Annotated in this window: 16 protein-coding genes; 9 read left to right on the forward strand and 7 right to left on the reverse strand. The window is 47.6% G+C overall.

The window, feature by feature from the left end:
* The first annotated feature begins 125 nt into the window (after nucleotides 1-125).
* Nucleotides 126-284: an aspartyl-phosphate phosphatase Spo0E family protein gene (locus A4U59_RS20980; RefSeq protein ID WP_106406358.1), complete on the forward strand. Its 159-nt coding sequence runs from the start codon at nucleotides 126-128 to the stop codon at nucleotides 282-284.
* Between the two features lie 62 nt (nucleotides 285-346).
* Here the strand turns inward: A4U59_RS20980 and A4U59_RS16090 are convergent, their stop codons facing one another.
* The gene (locus A4U59_RS16090) at nucleotides 347-1,333 is read right to left on the reverse strand and encodes a Gfo/Idh/MocA family protein (protein WP_070121394.1); all 987 of its coding nucleotides are present in this window, start codon (nucleotides 1,331-1,333) and stop codon (nucleotides 347-349) included.
* Nucleotides 1,334-1,433: 100 nt separating this feature from the next.
* Between A4U59_RS16090 and A4U59_RS16095 the strand changes: the two genes are divergently transcribed.
* The 4 genes from A4U59_RS16095 to A4U59_RS16110 all read left to right on the forward strand — a co-directional run bounded on the left by A4U59_RS16095 (nucleotide 1,434) and on the right by A4U59_RS16110 (nucleotide 4,043).
* Nucleotides 1,434-2,510, forward strand: a complete 1,077-nt coding sequence (locus A4U59_RS16095) for a zinc-dependent alcohol dehydrogenase (RefSeq protein ID WP_425388918.1) — start codon at nucleotides 1,434-1,436, stop codon at nucleotides 2,508-2,510.
* A gap of 134 nt (nucleotides 2,511-2,644) precedes the next feature.
* Nucleotides 2,645-3,091, forward strand: coding sequence for a DUF2243 domain-containing protein (locus A4U59_RS16100; protein ID WP_070121396.1), 447 nt, complete (start codon nucleotides 2,645-2,647; stop codon nucleotides 3,089-3,091).
* Nucleotides 3,092-3,106: 15 nt separating this feature from the next.
* Complete coding sequence (locus tag A4U59_RS16105; protein ID WP_083270898.1) at nucleotides 3,107-3,562, forward strand: hypothetical protein; 456 nt, start codon at nucleotides 3,107-3,109, stop codon at nucleotides 3,560-3,562.
* Nucleotides 3,563-3,587: 25 nt separating this feature from the next.
* Complete coding sequence (locus A4U59_RS16110) at nucleotides 3,588-4,043, forward strand: CBO0543 family protein (protein ID WP_070121397.1); 456 nt, start codon at nucleotides 3,588-3,590, stop codon at nucleotides 4,041-4,043.
* Between the two features lie 76 nt (nucleotides 4,044-4,119).
* On the opposite strand, the gene A4U59_RS16115 is transcribed toward A4U59_RS16110, so the two are convergent.
* Both A4U59_RS16115 and A4U59_RS16120 read right to left on the reverse strand, forming a co-directional pair.
* Entirely contained in the window at nucleotides 4,120-4,446 is a 327-nt protein-coding gene (locus tag A4U59_RS16115; protein WP_245680575.1) for a BC1872 family protein, read from the reverse strand.
* A gap of 381 nt (nucleotides 4,447-4,827) precedes the next feature.
* On the reverse strand, nucleotides 4,828-5,781 hold the full coding sequence (locus A4U59_RS16120; RefSeq protein ID WP_070121399.1) for a threonine ammonia-lyase: 954 nt from the start codon (nucleotides 5,779-5,781) through the stop codon (nucleotides 4,828-4,830).
* Nucleotides 5,782-6,022: 241 nt separating this feature from the next.
* Between A4U59_RS16120 and A4U59_RS16125 the strand changes: the two genes are divergently transcribed.
* Complete coding sequence (locus A4U59_RS16125; protein ID WP_070121400.1) at nucleotides 6,023-6,334, forward strand: hypothetical protein; 312 nt, start codon at nucleotides 6,023-6,025, stop codon at nucleotides 6,332-6,334.
* 62 nt (nucleotides 6,335-6,396) lie between these two features.
* On the opposite strand, the gene pepF is transcribed toward A4U59_RS16125, so the two are convergent.
* On the reverse strand, nucleotides 6,397-8,187 hold the full coding sequence (gene pepF, locus A4U59_RS16130; RefSeq protein ID WP_425388919.1) for an oligoendopeptidase F: 1,791 nt from the start codon (nucleotides 8,185-8,187) through the stop codon (nucleotides 6,397-6,399).
* Nucleotides 8,188-8,835: 648 nt separating this feature from the next.
* Here pepF and A4U59_RS16135 point away from each other — a divergent pair.
* A complete protein-coding gene (locus A4U59_RS16135; protein ID WP_070121402.1) occupies nucleotides 8,836-9,726 on the forward strand; it encodes a VanW family protein in 891 nt (296 codons plus the stop codon).
* A gap of 465 nt (nucleotides 9,727-10,191) precedes the next feature.
* Nucleotides 10,192-11,415 (forward strand): IS110 family RNA-guided transposase, encoded by a 1,224-nt coding sequence (locus A4U59_RS16140; protein WP_070121403.1) that lies wholly within the window; start codon nucleotides 10,192-10,194, stop codon nucleotides 11,413-11,415.
* 332 nt (nucleotides 11,416-11,747) lie between these two features.
* Here the strand turns inward: A4U59_RS16140 and A4U59_RS16145 are convergent, their stop codons facing one another.
* Nucleotides 11,748-11,942, reverse strand: coding sequence for a hypothetical protein (locus tag A4U59_RS16145; protein ID WP_211274955.1), 195 nt, complete (start codon nucleotides 11,940-11,942; stop codon nucleotides 11,748-11,750).
* 142 nt (nucleotides 11,943-12,084) lie between these two features.
* Complete coding sequence (locus A4U59_RS16150) at nucleotides 12,085-12,876, reverse strand: hypothetical protein (RefSeq protein WP_211274956.1); 792 nt, start codon at nucleotides 12,874-12,876, stop codon at nucleotides 12,085-12,087.
* A 153-nt stretch (nucleotides 12,877-13,029) separates the two neighbouring features.
* Between A4U59_RS16150 and A4U59_RS16155 the strand changes: the two genes are divergently transcribed.
* Entirely contained in the window at nucleotides 13,030-14,439 is a 1,410-nt protein-coding gene (locus tag A4U59_RS16155; RefSeq protein ID WP_070121405.1) for a Na+/H+ antiporter NhaC family protein, read from the forward strand.
* Between the two features lie 61 nt (nucleotides 14,440-14,500).
* Here the strand turns inward: A4U59_RS16155 and A4U59_RS16160 are convergent, their stop codons facing one another.
* Nucleotides 14,501-15,559, reverse strand: coding sequence for a C45 family autoproteolytic acyltransferase/hydrolase (locus A4U59_RS16160; protein WP_070121406.1), 1,059 nt, complete (start codon nucleotides 15,557-15,559; stop codon nucleotides 14,501-14,503).
* Nucleotides 15,560-15,641 lie beyond the last annotated feature (82 nt).

The following is a 15,641-nucleotide window of genomic DNA, read 5'->3' on the forward strand; positions in this document are numbered from 1 at the left end:
GGATAAACACCCATTTTCCTTAATAAAGTTTATACTTGTAGAGTTATTATCAATATTTAAGATCAATCTATATATAAAGGCACAAATTTATATAAAAGAGAACATTTAACTGGATGTGTGGAAAAATGAAATCAAACCGCCTGGAGAAGGAAATTGAAAAAAAGAGGGCAGAAATGACCAGCCTTGCGCAGAAGTACGGTGTCCGGCATGTTGTCACGCTGTCAGCAAGCCAGGAACTCGATCAGCTGATTCTCCGTTTTCTGAAAACCCGGCTGAAAAAATGACGATACAGGCTGCGCCTCCCTTCCTTGTCAGGTCGGCCGGTATCATACAGATTCTTCCATTGTTATTTCCGGTCTGCAGGATACAACAGGCCAAATTGCTTCCGCGCTTTTTCCATAATGGCGGCAGTAACCGCAGAATGCCTGTATGAGTTCATCTGTGATTCCGTTTCCCTGTTCCCTAATAAGTCCAAAAAAGCCTCCACCTCATAGCTCATTGACGGGCGTTCCATTTTGGCATCGAAGACTTCCTTGCTTCCGGCACGGTAACGGATTTCCACCCTTTCCGGTTCGGATATTTTATCAATGACCATGCTTCCTTCCTCTCCCTGGATTTCACACGGAAGATTCGAATCCGCAATTTTCGAGTGCATGATCACCGCATCCATATCCCCATAATGAAGCAGCAGGCTGCCTTCTCCATCAACACCCGATTCGAGCAGCACCCCATTCGCCATCACATCTTCAGGCTCCCCGTATAGAACCACGAGTGGATACAGGCAATAGATGCCAAGGTCCATCAGCGCCCCGTTTGAAAACTCCGGATTAAAAGCATTCAGCACTTCTCCGCGCCTGTATGCATCATAACGGGATGAGTACTTGCAAAAACTTGCGAAATAACGGCGCGGTTTCCCGATTTTATGGAGATGCTCCTGAATCGTTTTGAACCCGGGCAAAAAGGTCGTCTTCATCGCTTCCATCAGCACAACCCCTTGGCCGCGGGCTGCCTCAAACATCGCTTCAACTTCAGCAGTATTGGAAGCAAGCGGTTTTTCACAGAGCACATGCTTTCCGTTTTCCATAAACAAAATCGACTGCTCCGCATGAAACGAATTCGGGCTGGCAATATATACCGCATCAATCAGCTCGCTTTCCGCCATCTCCGCGATGTCCGTAAATGTATGAGCCGCTCCATGCTTTTCAGCAAAGTCTCTCGCCCGCTCCCCGGAACGTGAATACACGGCCGCAAGCTCAAATCCCGAAACCGCACGACCCCCTTCAAGAAACGCTTCTGTAATCCAATTCGTCCCGACAATTCCGAATCTGACCATATTTTTCAGCTCCTACATAGTGACAGGCACCTGTCGAATAATCTTTTTCTTCTGTTTTTACGATAGCAGTCCAGACGGTATTTCACAACTTTATATGCAGATGAAGATTTTGAAAGACGATGATATGATTGTAAGAATGACAAGCACGGCCATATGCGGATCAGATTTGCATCTTTATAAGAAAACGATGAAAATCGCGGATGACTACATCATCGGACATGAACCGATGGGAATTGTTGAGGAAGTCGGGACGGCTGTGACCAAAGTGAAGAAAGGCGACAGGGTCGTCATTCCGTTTAATGTGTCATGCGGCCACTGCTTTTATTGCAGCAACAACATGGAGAGCCAGTGTGATAACTCGAATCCGCACGATGATACGGGCGCTTATTTTGGCTACACGAAAAAGTTCGGCAATTACCCGGGCGGCCAGGCTGAATATTTACGCGTTCCTTTTGCAGACTTCTCTTCTTTTGTTGTTCCGGAAGATGCAGAGCTTGAAGACGATCAATTGTTGTTTTTATCTGATATCATCCCGACAGCCTACTGGAGTGTGGAAAACAGCGGTGTCAAAGAAGGGGACACCGTCATCGTCCTCGGTTCCGGGCCGGTTGGGCTTTTAACGCAGAAATTCGCCTGGATGAAAGGCGCTGAACGGGTTATTGCTGTCGACATGCTTGATTACCGCCTAGATCACGCCAAAAGAACAAACAGTGTGGAAACCTATAACTTTGAAAAGGTTGATGGAATTGGCGAGCTGCTGAGAGAAGAAACAAAAGGCGGAGCTGACGTTGTCATCGATGCTGTCGGCATGGACGGCAAAAAGTCCACAATCGAAAAAGTGGAAACCACCCTCATGCTGCAGGGCGGCACACTCAGCGCGATTGAAATGGCATCTAAAGCGGTGCGCAAATTTGGCCGTGTTCAGTTAACCGGCGTATATGGGCTCGTTTATAATGGTTTCCCGCTTGGCCAGTTTTTCTCGCGTAATATCACGCTTACAATGGGCCAGGCTCCTGTCATCCACTATATGCCCGAGCTAAATAATATGATCAAAGAAGGGAAAATCGATCCAACGGATATCATAACCCACAGATTGCCCCTAAAGGATGCTCAAAAAGGATATCAGCTATTCCATGACCGAGAAGACAGCTGCATAAAAGTTGTTTTAAAGCCTTAGGGGTACCTATCACTTGTCATGGCAAACTGCATCGGACACTCTCGCCGGTGCAGTTTTTCTTTTCGTGTATATTCTTTGTTACGATTGGGCACTAATGGATGGAGGAATGGGAACGGAAATCGGGAGGAGTAAAGATGGTTAAAGCAGACAGAAACTTATTTACAGCAGCAATCATATTGGGGCTCGGCAAAGCCGGTGCGATTGATGGGATTCTGTTTCACCAGCTCATCCAATGGCATCATATGATCGATAGTCCGGATATCGAATTTGAAATATTAACGGACGGCCTGTTCACCGCAGCATTCTCTGCACTACTCGTATGGGGCGGCATCAATATATTCAAACATGCCCGCAAGAATGAACTTGGCAGCAGTTTTCGCCTCTTCCTGTCCGGGATCCTGATCGGCGCCGGCACCTTCAATCTCGTAGAAGGCATCATCGACCATCATATCCTGCAGGTTCACAGAGTGAGGCCGCTCGCCGAGTATCCCCTCGTATATGATATCGCATTTCTGCTGATCGGACTGAAACTGGTCCTCATCGGGTTGAAAATCAAGCCGAAACAAAATAAACAGGCGTAAGGACGGGGAGTGCACATGATAAAAAAGCTGAACAGCCTCCTGTCATTCACACTCATTTTTTTAGCCTTCTTTCTTTACATTACCGGTCAAAACCGGGCCGCCCATATGAATAGCGCTGATGCGATGTCACACGGCAAACTCGACATCCCGAAAGCCGCCCAAAACATCCCGTCGGTCTCAATATCCGTCTCACAGGATCCGTCAGGCTCATGGCTTCTGAAAACTGAAACGAAACATTTTGCATTCCAGCCAGAAAAAGCAGGCACTGATGAAGCCAGCTTCCAGGAGGGACACGCACACATATACGTTGACGGTAAAAAGATAAACCGCCTGTACGGCAATTATTATAACCTGGGTGAACTCCAATCCGGCCGGCATGAGATCACAGTGTCGCTCAACAGCAATAATCATGCGTTGTTTACTTATGAAGGAAAAGAAATTTCAGACTCAGAAATAGTTTTCGTGGAATAATTTTGTAAAACCGGATGTGATCATAATGTTGGTGAACATTACGCTTGGATTTGCTTTGCCGTGGATAACGGCAATTTATCTCATAAAAAAAGACTTGCCGGTTTTCCTGGCCGTATTCCCGTTCGTCTCGATGTGCGCGTTCGTCTTTGATTTTCTATTTTTCCACGCAGGCTGGTATATCGTAGAACCATACATGCCTCCGCACGAAATGCTCCCGGCCTTCCCTTTTAAAATCGGTATTTATCCAATCACAGGGGTGCTGCTCATCCATACAATAACTTCATCAAAAAAGAAAGGGCATTGGTACTGGCTGTTCTTGTTTGCCATAGTGATCACTGCTTTAGAAGGGATTGCCGTCCATTTTGAAAGAATCCATTACGGCAACAACTGGAACCTCTTTTGGACCTTTGCCGCTTATCTGTTTTTCATGTGGCTTACATTCTTTTACTATGAAAAATTAAAGAAATTGATGAAAAGCTAGTGTGTTAACTGCTGTTCCTGCTAAACAATTGATCTCCAAAAGACTGAGCGGGCTTTCCGGAACTTCCCCCTGCTAATTACATCCATTCGTCTGCGAGTGCCGCTCCTTCTGAGGCGATTAAACTGGCTGCATTCGTAATTGCCTGCGCCCTCGTTTCCCCCTTGTCACAAAACCCGTTGAAACAAACCTCTCCACTCTCTTTATTTATATAGGTGAACCCGAACTTCTCCAGCCTACCTACGATTAACATCGCATGGTCAAGGTTTTCTTCAGGCAGAAAATCAGAAACCGGTATGAAAACACCCTTTTCCGGATCATACCAGCGGTCCCACCGATTTAGTGTCCAGCCCATTATTTTACGTGCCACCGATTCCGTTTTATTCATATGCCATCCCTTTCTCATATAAGTTTTGTTCTGTTAAACAGCGCTGTTGATTTTCGCACCAGGTGTCCATGCCTCTGCGTTTTCTGCAGGACGCGGAAATCTAAGCACCGGTTCCTCTTATCCACTGGGCTCCCCGGCATTCATGCCAGCGGGATTTCCGCTCGACAACAGGACAGTGAATATGCTCCACGAATTCTCGCCGCACGAAGAAATGCTCAGCATTTTCGAGGCGTATCCGCTTCCTAATGCTTTACGTTCAGATCTACTATTTTATCATTTACCTCCACCGGAACCTTGCTTGAATTCTTACAATTACGTGATGGAATACCGCCATTATAGAAAACAGGCACCTCACTCTTCCGGCGCCTGTCCTGCGCTCCATTCTTTTTACGGCCGTTGTCAATCCTGTAAAATCAATTCTTTAATCCCCGCAACATCTACATTCCCCCCTGATATGACCGCCGCGGCCTTTTTCCCTTCAAGGGGCAGCCTTCTTTTCATCAAAGCGGCAATCGTCACAGCGCTTGACGGTTCGATCATCTGCTTCATCCGCTCAAGTACAAAGGTAAACGCCCGGCGGATTTCGTCTTCACTGACCAGGACGAGGTCATCAAGGTACTTCATCAAAACCGGGAACGTCAGGTCACCGGGCTGAGAGGTGCGCAATCCATCCGCTATCGTGTTCGTTGCCGGAATGTGCGTAATCTCGCCAGACTGCAGCGACAAATACGTATCATTGGCAGTTTCCGGCTCAACACCATACACTTCGATCCGCGGATTTGTCTCCTTTATTGCGGTCAAAATTCCTGAAATGAGCCCACCCCCTCCTACCGGCACAACGACAGCATCCAAATCGCTGACCTGCTCGATCAGCTCCAGCCCCGCCGTTCCCTGGCCGGCCATAATAAGCGGATCATCGTATGGCGGTATGAAAATGCCGTTCTGTTCTTCAGCCGCTTCTTTTGCCCTCGGAATCCGTTCTGCCGAAGTGGTGCCGCATGTTTCAATGTCAGCGTTATAAGCGGCAATGGCATTAAGCTTGCATTCACTGGCATCGGACGGCACCACGATCTTCGCCGGCACCCCGAGTTTGTTTGCGATATAGGCAACAGCCTGGCCGTGGTTGCCCGAAGAAGCCGCTGTCACAAGGGTGGCGCCTTCTTTTGCTGCCTGCTTCACTTTATTTGTTGCACCCCGTATTTTGAAAGAGCCGGTCTTTTGCAGGTGCTCGCTTTTCAAATATAATTCATTGCCGCACATAGCAGATAACTGCTCAGACGTTAGTATCGGCGTTCTATGTACAACATCAGCTATGTTGGCTCTGGCATTTTTAATATCAGCAATGGTGATCATCGGTTTGCCTCCTTTGATTCTTTCCGTTTGTTTACTTCTCTGAAAAGCGGTCAACCTCCTTTCAAACCTCTTAACAAAGATATATAACCCTGTTTACTTCAGGAAAATTTTATCATCTGGCCGTCATATACAACGCAAAACCAACCTCTTCGAAATAAACGATACACGTTTGTGATACTCCATAAGAGGTATACATTCACTATAATCCAATTTATTCCACATCATGAAGGAGTGTTTTTTCATGATGGCAAGCCTGAAAGAATCAGTGATTGTCCTGCTCTTTGCAGCAGGCTTAGCACTGACAGGCTGTACGGAAGAAGAACCTGACTCTGACCAGGATATAATCATTAAAGAAGAAGAGGAAGATTCAAACACGGATGAGGGCACAAATAACGGCGGAGGAACAGAGACCGAAGGGGATGCAGGTACTGAAGGAGAAACAAATACAGAGGAAGGTACAAAGACCGAAGACAACAATGGAACTGCTGAAGAAGATACAAATGGCTCCGCAGAAGCAGATAGCGGTACTGCAGAAGAAGACGAAAGCCATTAATGCAATAATAAAATCCAGCAATCAAAACGGACGGCTGTGATCACAGCCGTCCGTCTTCTTACTTATTCATAACTTTTTTCCAGCTCAGCAATCAACTCGCCGACATAGGCAACCGCTTTCCGTATCGGTTCAGGATTTGACATATCTACACCGGTTTTTTTTATCAAGTCAAGCGGCTTCATTGTGCCGCCTGCCTTCAGCACTTCGATCCATTGCTCTACAGCAGGCTTGCCTTCTTCCAATATCCGTTTGGAAACAAGCGTTGACACTGTCAGGCCCGCTGAATACGTGTAAGGATAGAGGCCCATATAGTAGTGAGGCTGATGCATCCATGTCAGGCTCGCACCCTCGTCAATTTCAACAGCGTCACCCCAGAAATTGCGGAGCGCTTCCGCTGTTTGCTCCGAAAGCACATTTGCTGTCAGCGGCTCGCCTTCTTCCGCCAGCCTGTATACACGCCGCTGGAATTCCCCTTCAAGCAAGTGGGTAACAAAGTTGTGATAATAGGTGCCGAGCAGCTGAAGAATGACCCAGCGCCTTGTCCGGTCATCATTTGAATTCGATAACAAATGATTCCCGAGCAGCATTTCATTCATTGTAGAAGGAGCTTCGGTAAAGTATCGCGACGGCCTGGCGCTGGTCATGCGCTGATGCTTTTCTGCATAGTAAAAGTGGCCGGCATGGCCCAGTTCATGGGCAAGTGTGAATGCGCCCCTCATCGTATCAGGCCAGGTCATCAGCACATACGGATGTGAACTGTACGGGCTTGAACAGGAGGCTCCGGTTGACTTCCCGACGTTATCCGCATAATCGACCCAGCGTTCTGCAATCGCCTTTTTGATCATGCCGCTGTATTCCGGCCCCATAATATCGAGCGCTTCTTGAACCGTTTCAGACGCTTCCTCATACGTTGTTTCAATTTTGAATTCAGGGTCGAGCGGAGCTTTAATATCTGCCATCGTCATCTTATCCAGGCCGAGCACCCGTTTCTTCAAGTTGGCATAACGCCTCATATGCGGTGCCAGCTCTTCCTGGATGACGTCGAGCTGATTCTCATACATCTCCTTCGTTACCTGCTGTCCGTGAAGCAGCATGGCTTCCGCCGATTCATAGTTACGGAGCCGGGCTGTCGTCACTTCATGATTCACCTGCGTCTGGTAGGTTGCCGCAAAGGTATTTTTATACTGCTGAAGGGACCTGTTGAACGCTTCATAGGCATTGCGGCGGACAGCGGTTGACGGGGAAGAACTGTACTTCCCCATATACATCCCGAATGAAAGCGGAATTTCGTTCCCTTCCTCATCTTGAAACGGATCAAATTGCATGTCCGACAACTTGCCGCGATTGTATACAGTATAAGGGGAATTGAAAAGTGAACCGAGCGCAGCCAGTGTTTCCTCCGTTTCCTGTCCAAGTCCATACGGCTTTTTATCCTGTAAGTCAGTCAAATACTTTTCAAACGATTGCAGCCCCTCTTCTTCTTTCCTGAACTGCTGCACAGTATCCTGCGGAAGCGCAATGATTTCCGTTTCCACAAATGCGGCAGCCGAATTAATTTCTGCCTGAATTTCAGCAGCCCTGGCCGCATCCTTCTGCCGTTCAGCATCAGTATTATCAACAGCCTGCCGTAAATTGGCATACATCGAGACAAGATCGAATCGCTGCTGCAGCTTTTCTTTCGTCTCCAGACAGCCTAACAGATTCTCCGCGCTTTCGCCGAGCTTCCCTTTATACTTTGTCACTTCCGGAATGAATTCACGTACCGCTTTCAGCTCCCGTTCCCAGTCCTCTCTAGTTCCAAATAGATGGGTCAGATCCCAAGTCTGTTCCTTCGGGACATCTTCGCGTTTCATCCGATCATTTCTTTTTCCGGTCAATTGCAACCCTCCTGACATAGTCACTAGTAAACCCATTCATATTTCATCGGTACACATTAAAACATCAGACATTACTAGGTGTACCACGACAAATATTCCCGTAATCCAGTGAAATTCAATAAAATCCGATTTCCTCCGATATGCCGTTACCTGATCATAATTAATTCTGTTCAGATCTATCAAAAAAAACGCAAGACGCCTGCTTAGCGGCGTGCACCGAAGGCCTTTTCGGGAGCGCATGGGCTCGATTCGTTCCCTTTTTGGTGATCCGAAGCACTTTTCGGGAACGCATAGGCTCGATTCGTTCCCTTTTTGCTCCTCTGAAGGCCTTTTCGGGAACGCATAGCTCGATTCGTTCCCTTTTTGCTCCTCCGAAGGCCTTTTCGGGAACGTAAAGGCATTAGCGGGGATTCCTACAGGAAAGTGGTTTTCCCTTCCGAGGGGAATCACCGCTTTTGGCGATATCCGCTGGCGCCTGGAGATAGACACTAATCTTACTTGAAAAACAAAATTTATACTTTCCTATAAGGTGGGAAAAGGCAGCTTAAATCGCCCCTTAATTCACCTAAATGGAATACATGAAGGCATTCCTCTCCGTCCATACTACCATCAGGAGGTGGAAGCATGAGACTTGCCCTGTTCGCAATCATACTGCTTATTATCCAGCCGGCAGGAGCCGGCGATCATTTATCAATCAGGCATGATGGCGAGGAAATCCTGAACATCCGCCGCGGCGATTTCTTCGATGAACTGGCTGGGAAACCGCTCATTGACCAGGATAAAACACTGCAGCTGACCGAGCATCTGAAACAGGAAGTCAAGAAAGATCCTATTGATGCAAAGCTGAATGATACTGGTGAAATCGTCCCGGAAGAAGCCGGCTATCAACTGAATGGGCAGAAATTCCTGGAGCTCTTTTACACGTATCTTCTTGACAGCAAGCCTGCTGTGATAGAAGCCCCGCGGCTTACACTCCATCCGCGGGTCGACAGTGAACTGCTTGCGAACATACGGACAAAGCAGATTGGCCAGTATGTGACCTATTTCAATACTCGGAACGAAGAACGGTCCCATAACATCCAGCTCGCTGCTGAAGCACTTGACAACCATGTCGTGTTTCCGGGCGAAACCTTTTCGTTCAACCGCGTTGTCGGCAAAAGGACCACAGAAAAAGGATATTTGCCGGCACCTGTAATTGTAAAGGGTGAGGTGACCGAGGGGATTGGCGGCGGAATTTGCCAGCTTTCTTCCACGATTTACAATGCCGCCGACATCGCCGGGGTGAAAATTGTGGAACGCTATTCACACAGCAAACAGGTTCCGTATGTACCTCCGGGCCGGGACGCCGCCGTCAGCTGGTACGGGCCGGATTTCACCTTCAAAAATACATACAGCCAGCCCCTGCTGATTCGAACAAACGTAAGGCACGGCATGGTCAGTGTGACAATTTATTCTTCTGACCACGTCGATGTTAAGAAAAGAGGAACCCCCGGTCTTTCCGAAAAAAATAAATAGAAAAGTCGCCGAGGGGCAATCCTTTTAGGCGAACACAGAGGCACAGTTTCCCTTATCTATATTCTTGGCTCTGTTAACGCTAGTGTTGATTTCCGTTGCAGGTACTCGCTTTCACCCAAGGGCACAAGTGCGACATCTGTTCCTGCTTCCCTCCGGTCGCACTCACAGTGTCTTCTTTGCCGCGGGGCGGGCGGTGAGCCTCCCCGCAGTCATCCATGTATCGCAAAATCAGCTCTACACCACAGAGAATGAAAATGGTTTTTGTGTGGCTATACTGATTTTACGGCTGGATGAGGAAGGTCGAGACTCCTTGGTGTGTAAGAGCCCTCCCCGCAGTCTGACTCCTTCGACCACGGTGCATCACGGACTGTTGCTCCCTTTACGGGAAGCACTCATGGTAGATTAACCCTATTCTGGTTGTTGCGCCAGCCTCTAATTTGATTTGCCGTAGAAAGGATGTTTTCAATGGATGTACTCATTGAGAATGCATGTGGTTTAGATGTCCACAAGGACTCCATTACTGCATGTGCCATTACACCAAAAGGAAAGGAGATTGAAACGTTTTCAACCAAAACCATCTACCTAATTGAATTGGTAGATTGGATCAAGAGACGTAAGTGTACCCATGTGGCAATGGAAAGTACAAGTGTTTATTGGAAACCCATTGTCAATTTATTGGAAGCAGAAGATATTGAGTTTTTAGTTGTGAATGCTCAACACATTAAGGCTGTTCCCGGGCGTAAAACCGATGTGAAAGATGCCGAATGGATTGCCAAATTACTTCGCCACGGTTTGCTTAAAGCCAGTTTCATTCCTGATCGGGCCCAGCGGGAATTACGTGAACTTGTTCGTTATCGACGCAGCGTTATTGAAGAGGGTGCGAGACAACAGAACCGCATCCAAAAAGTGTTAGAAGGGGCTAATATCAAGCTTGGCTCTGTTGTTTCTGACATTATGGGGGTTTCCGCTCATGATATGCTTCGGTCCATAGCTGAGGGAAATGAAAATCTTGAAGAGTTATCAAACTTTGCAAGGGGAGTAATGAAGAAGAAAAAAGATGAATTGAAACTCGCGCTTCAAGGATATATTCACGAACACCAACGATTCATGATAAAGACAATTCTAGATCATATTGACTTCTTATCGGATCAAGTTGATCAATTGGACAAAGAGATAGCGAAAAGGATGGAAGACTCTCAAGAAGATATAGATCGGTTAGATTCCATTCCTGGCATCGGGAGAAAAATGGCAGAACATATGCTTGCGGAACTTGGCACAAATATAAAGGAGCAATTTCCAACTGCGCCTCAAATGTGTTCATGGGCGGGATTAGTCCCTGGAAATAACCAAAGTGCTGGAAAACGCAAGTCTTCTAAGACGATGAATGGAAACAAATATCTTAAGTCAGCACTGATTGAAGCAGCTCATTCTGTTCGAGGATCCAAAAACTATCTTGGCGCACTTTACCGGCGAACTGCTTCCCGCAAAGGTAAGAAGCGCGCAGGAATCGTTGTAGCTCATGCAATATTACGGATCTCCTATTACCTCTTAACACGAAAAGAAATGTATGTTGATTTAGGAGAAGATTACTTTGATAAACAAAGACAACAATCCGTTGTCAGGCATTCACTACGAAGATTAGAGAGCTTAGGTTACACAGTGACAATTGCTCAACCTGAAGTGTCTTAAGTTACTCTCCAACTTCAAGATCTCAGAATTTGGCGTTCTCCTCAAAAAAACAAATGAGCTGCGTCTTCTTTAGTATTGCCATTTTTTCATATTTTAGAGCTTTATTTTCATGGTAGGAGTCTCGCACCTTCCACTCCAATCAACTAGTGTAAAAAATCAACATTGAGCTTTAACACAGCCATATTCTTAAACTTGGCCGCTGAGCCGAAACGCTTCCTTGCTGCCAATTGATACTTAATTATACAGCGAGTAAAGCATAATACCCTCCAGAGCCTGGACCGGACAAAAAGAAAAAAGCCTCTAAACTAGAGGCTTTGGAGTTACTTATCAAATTACTTGTTCACTTCATTGTTAATTGCGAAAATAGTCGATTCAACATCACCATATGTTTCTTCTTTCCGGCTGTCTGTATATGTTATAAGAAATAATCTTCGTTCATAACTTACATTCATAACGTGAACGTTGTTGGAGTCGGAAAACTTAAGTGAAATGCTGCTCTTCGGATATTGGCTCATGGTCCTTAACATCAATGTTGTGTGACTGTTTGGCATCATGCCGCCTCCTTCCCGGGGAAGGTGATAGGACCCCTGATCGTTAAACAGAGTATAACATACATAACCTTTTATTGAAAACGAACCCAGGATTACAAAAAGATGTCAACCATGTTACTTATAAAACAATTTTTTCACTTTTGCGGATCAATCCTTCCACCTGCTTCACCAGCGGAATCACTTCTGACCAGCTCGTCCCGTTCGTGATATCCCGGGCATGGGCAAGATTATTCCGCAGCTTCTCAATCTGTTTGAACAATTTTTCCCCTTGCGTTTTCGATTGCAGCTGCAGCTGCTCGATTATCTCCTGTGTATCGAGCAGGATTTCCCGTTTATCGCTCAATTGCAGGTTATCCAGGAGGTCCATCTCCTCATTCCGTTCTTTTTGCTGCGCATATAGTTTTTCTGCATCCCGGAGGCGTTTTTCTGTAATAAGCCCCTTCCAGCCGCCATTCGGATGAAATTTCCGGATCAGTTCAAGCATGTGCATTTCAAGGAGAGAGATGATGCCGAAAAGCAGCATCCGGATCGGCGGCTTTTGCAAATCGGCGAATGTCACGATGCCGGATACTTCATTTTTCGTTAACACAAACAGCCGCCGCTTTTCCTGCAGGAGCTCAAAAATCTCAATAAGCGGTGTGCTGTTCGTAATGAGCTCTGTCGAATGGAAGCTTTTCATAAAATGGCGGCATGCGCCTTCTGCAAGTTCCTCCACTTCCACATATCCAATCAGCCGGCTTCCCTGTCTAATGCCGATTGAGTCAAATCCGCGCGTTTCCAGAAGCTCCTTCACCTTCACAGCATCTTCCTCGATGTCACGGACATCGAGGTCTTCCGCGATGTGCCGGACCGTTAGATTGTTTTCGTAAATGGTTTTCAAGCTTTGATAATCGACGATCATATGCATCACCCCGCTGGCTTTAAGCTTTTTATAAGTATATAACGTGTTACCCTTCATTTAAAGTTTCAATGGGCGCTGCTCAGTTCAGTGTTTCCCGCAGTATAGTTCCCGCTCAGTTGCCGCAAGCTAAAACCAGGAAATCATACGAAGCGAGGCATACATATGGACTGGTACCCGATCATACCATTTGCGGCTGTCGTGCTTGCAGCCATCTGGACAAAACAAGTGATCCCGAGCCTGCTTTTTTCGGTCATTGTCGCAGGTTATCTCGCCGAACCGGAATGGCTCGGCGGTCTGACTACGGCCCTTGGGTTCATTATCGAAGGCCTGCAGGACGAAAACAATTTAAAAATCATCATCTTCCTCTATGCTTTTTCAGCCTTGATCGGCCTCATCAAAACAGCCGGCGGCATCAAAGGGTTCGTCGAAGCGGCGACGAAAAAAATCAGCGGCAAGCGCGGTGCTTTCCTGCTTACCTGGCTGTCGGCTCTCGGCACGTTTGCCGCTCCGAGCTTCCGGATCGTCACAATCGCGCCGGTCATGAAAGCGATGCGCAGAAAACTTCCGATGACAAAACAGGAGCTCGGTTTCGTCATTGAAACGACCGCGTCACCGCTTGTCGTGCTGATTCCGATAGCAACAGCGTTTGTCGGCTATATGACATCGGTCATTGAGCTTTCCCTGCATCAGGCGGGTGTGGAAGGCGACCCTTACATGCTTTTCCTCAGCAGCATCCCATTCAATTTTTTTGCTATTGCCATGCTGCTGCTCGGTTTTTATTTAAGCTTTTTCCACCACAGCAAAAAACCAGCTGTTGATGCAGAAAATGAAACCGGGCTGCCCAAAAACGGAAATGACGAATGGGAGGGCTGTCATCCGGCGGTCGCAAAAGACCTCCCTTCAAAACCGTGGACGCTCATCATCCCGCTTTTCAGTGTCATTTTTCTGACTTTCCTTTTAATGTACGTGCTTGGCCGTAAGGAAAACGCTGAAGGATTCCAGGCGCTAATTGATGCCAATGTTCTTGATGCGATGGTTCTTGCTGTTGCCGCCACTCTCATAGGGCTTGCTGTCTGGCTTAAAACGGTTGGGCAGCCGATAAGCAGGATAATGAACAGCTTGATTTACGGCGGCAATGAAATCATGGGCATCATCCTGCTGCTGGCAATGGTCTGGGGGCTGAGCAAAGGGTCGGATGCACTCGGTTTTGCCGATACCGTTTCGGGCTCGTTTGAATGGATTCCGCCGAGCTTTGTGGCTGCCGCCATCTTCCTCGCCGGCTGTGCACTTTCCTACTTCATCGGCTCGGCCTGGGGAACGTGGGGAATCTTAATGCCGGTCGGCGTCTCCATTGCCGCTGCAACCGGAGGTTCATTGCCGATCGTCATCGGTGCAGTCTTTGCAAGCGGAACATTCGGCGCCTTTGCCTCACCGTTGAGTGATGACACCAACACAACCGCCGGCATCCTGGACTTGAACGCTGTAAAATATGCACGCTTCAAGCTGAAACCGGCATTGATGGCAGCGGGGGCTGCGGCCGCATTGTATTTTGGATTTGCTTTCTTGACGTGAAGAAAATCGGCTGGCCTCCGGCACGTTTTGCGCGCAGGGGGCCAGCCATCTATCAGCACTTTCAGCCTTTGCTGAAATGCGCACTTTCATCCATATGCACAAACGGCATATCCGTATCAACTTCGCCTTTCACGTGCTGCCTCTCAATTTCATTCCCTTTGAGCCATTCCCTGAAATCAAACACAGCCGGTTCCTGGTCACCGCCAAGCGCAAACCAGGTTTTCATCTCACCCGGCAGATATGCGGATGTATGGATCGTTCCGGACCAGCTTTTGTATTTCTTCGAAAAGACGCCTTTATCCGTGTCGTTCAGCACCCGGAACGCATCATAAGCTTTATCCGTATTCCCCTCTTCAATAGCCTGAATGCGTTCATGTGAATCGGTAAGATGATGGCGGTTTTCATGTGTCATGATTTCGAAATGGTTCGTGCACATCCGTGATTCCCTTACCTCAACGCCGCGCGGCGAAGCTTCAACGACAAACGTCTTCCCGCTTTTATCATGAACAATATAACTGAATGAATGGCGATGTGGAATCTCTTTCAGCATCCCGGCTGCTTCTTCCACATTTGCGCAGCTTTCAAGCACAAGCCGGCCGATCATGCAGCAAATGAACCCGTCTCCGGGACTTTTCCGGTGCATGAAATTGTAACCGAGCACCAATCCCTTCTCATTCATCCCATCCATCCTGCCGGTGATCCGCTGCGTAGGTCCTGCAATCGCATAGCCCTGACCCTCAGGCTGGAAGAAGACGTACCGGCCTTCATATGTTTTCGGCTGGTAATCATAATTGCGGACCAGGAAGTTGTCACCGGTCACAATTGAACAACCTGACCGCACATAATCAGTCCGGTAGCCTCCAAACTCCATCATCACCCGATCCATCGGCCAATCGAGCGCATCGCGAAGGCCCAGCATCTCCTCCCACACTCCTGGTGCAAAGCGGGTAATGGCCTCCTTCACTTCTTTTTCTGCAACCGTGAAACGCGGCTTTCTCACCTTCCATTGCTTCGCCCGATTCTTGACCGTAAGGGAATCCCGCAGCAGCTCCCCCTGCCAGACTCCGAAATCGTAATGCGTCCCCCTGAATTGCAGAATATCGCTATGTATTTGTTTCATGGAACATCCCTCTCTCAACGGTTGTCACTTTAATTTACCAGATGCCGGAAAAGCGGGCAAAAAAGGTGCCTGACCCCCGGTG

The organism is Bacillus marinisedimentorum (genome assembly GCF_001644195.2).
Lineage (GTDB): Bacteria > Bacillota > Bacilli > Bacillales > Bacillaceae_O > Bacillus_BL > Bacillus_BL marinisedimentorum.

Bases quoted from the DNA above. Each gene is read 5' to 3' on its own strand.
- A4U59_RS20980 (WP_106406358.1), top strand. From the start codon at position 126: ATGAAATCAAACCGCCTGGAGAAGGAAATTGAAAAAAAGAGGGCAGAA.
- A4U59_RS16090 (WP_070121394.1), bottom strand. From the start codon at position 1,333: ATGGTCAGATTCGGAATTGTCGGGACGAATTGGATTACAGAAGCGTTT.
- A4U59_RS16095 (WP_425388918.1), top strand. From the start codon at position 1,434: ATGAAGATTTTGAAAGACGATGATATGATTGTAAGAATGACAAGCACG.
- A4U59_RS16100 (WP_070121396.1), top strand. From the start codon at position 2,645: ATGGTTAAAGCAGACAGAAACTTATTTACAGCAGCAATCATATTGGGG.
- A4U59_RS16105 (WP_083270898.1), top strand. From the start codon at position 3,107: ATGATAAAAAAGCTGAACAGCCTCCTGTCATTCACACTCATTTTTTTA.
- A4U59_RS16110 (WP_070121397.1), top strand. From the start codon at position 3,588: ATGTTGGTGAACATTACGCTTGGATTTGCTTTGCCGTGGATAACGGCA.
- A4U59_RS16115 (WP_245680575.1), bottom strand. From the start codon at position 4,446: ATGAGAAAGGGATGGCATATGAATAAAACGGAATCGGTGGCACGTAAA.
- A4U59_RS16120 (WP_070121399.1), bottom strand. From the start codon at position 5,781: ATGATCACCATTGCTGATATTAAAAATGCCAGAGCCAACATAGCTGAT.
- A4U59_RS16125 (WP_070121400.1), top strand. From the start codon at position 6,023: ATGATGGCAAGCCTGAAAGAATCAGTGATTGTCCTGCTCTTTGCAGCA.
- pepF (WP_425388919.1), bottom strand. From the start codon at position 8,187: ATGAAACGCGAAGATGTCCCGAAGGAACAGACTTGGGATCTGACCCAT.
- A4U59_RS16135 (WP_070121402.1), top strand. From the start codon at position 8,836: ATGAGACTTGCCCTGTTCGCAATCATACTGCTTATTATCCAGCCGGCA.
- A4U59_RS16140 (WP_070121403.1), top strand. From the start codon at position 10,192: ATGGATGTACTCATTGAGAATGCATGTGGTTTAGATGTCCACAAGGAC.
- A4U59_RS16145 (WP_211274955.1), bottom strand. From the start codon at position 11,942: ATGTTAAGGACCATGAGCCAATATCCGAAGAGCAGCATTTCACTTAAG.
- A4U59_RS16155 (WP_070121405.1), top strand. From the start codon at position 13,030: ATGGACTGGTACCCGATCATACCATTTGCGGCTGTCGTGCTTGCAGCC.
- A4U59_RS16160 (WP_070121406.1), bottom strand. From the start codon at position 15,559: ATGAAACAAATACATAGCGATATTCTGCAATTCAGGGGGACGCATTAC.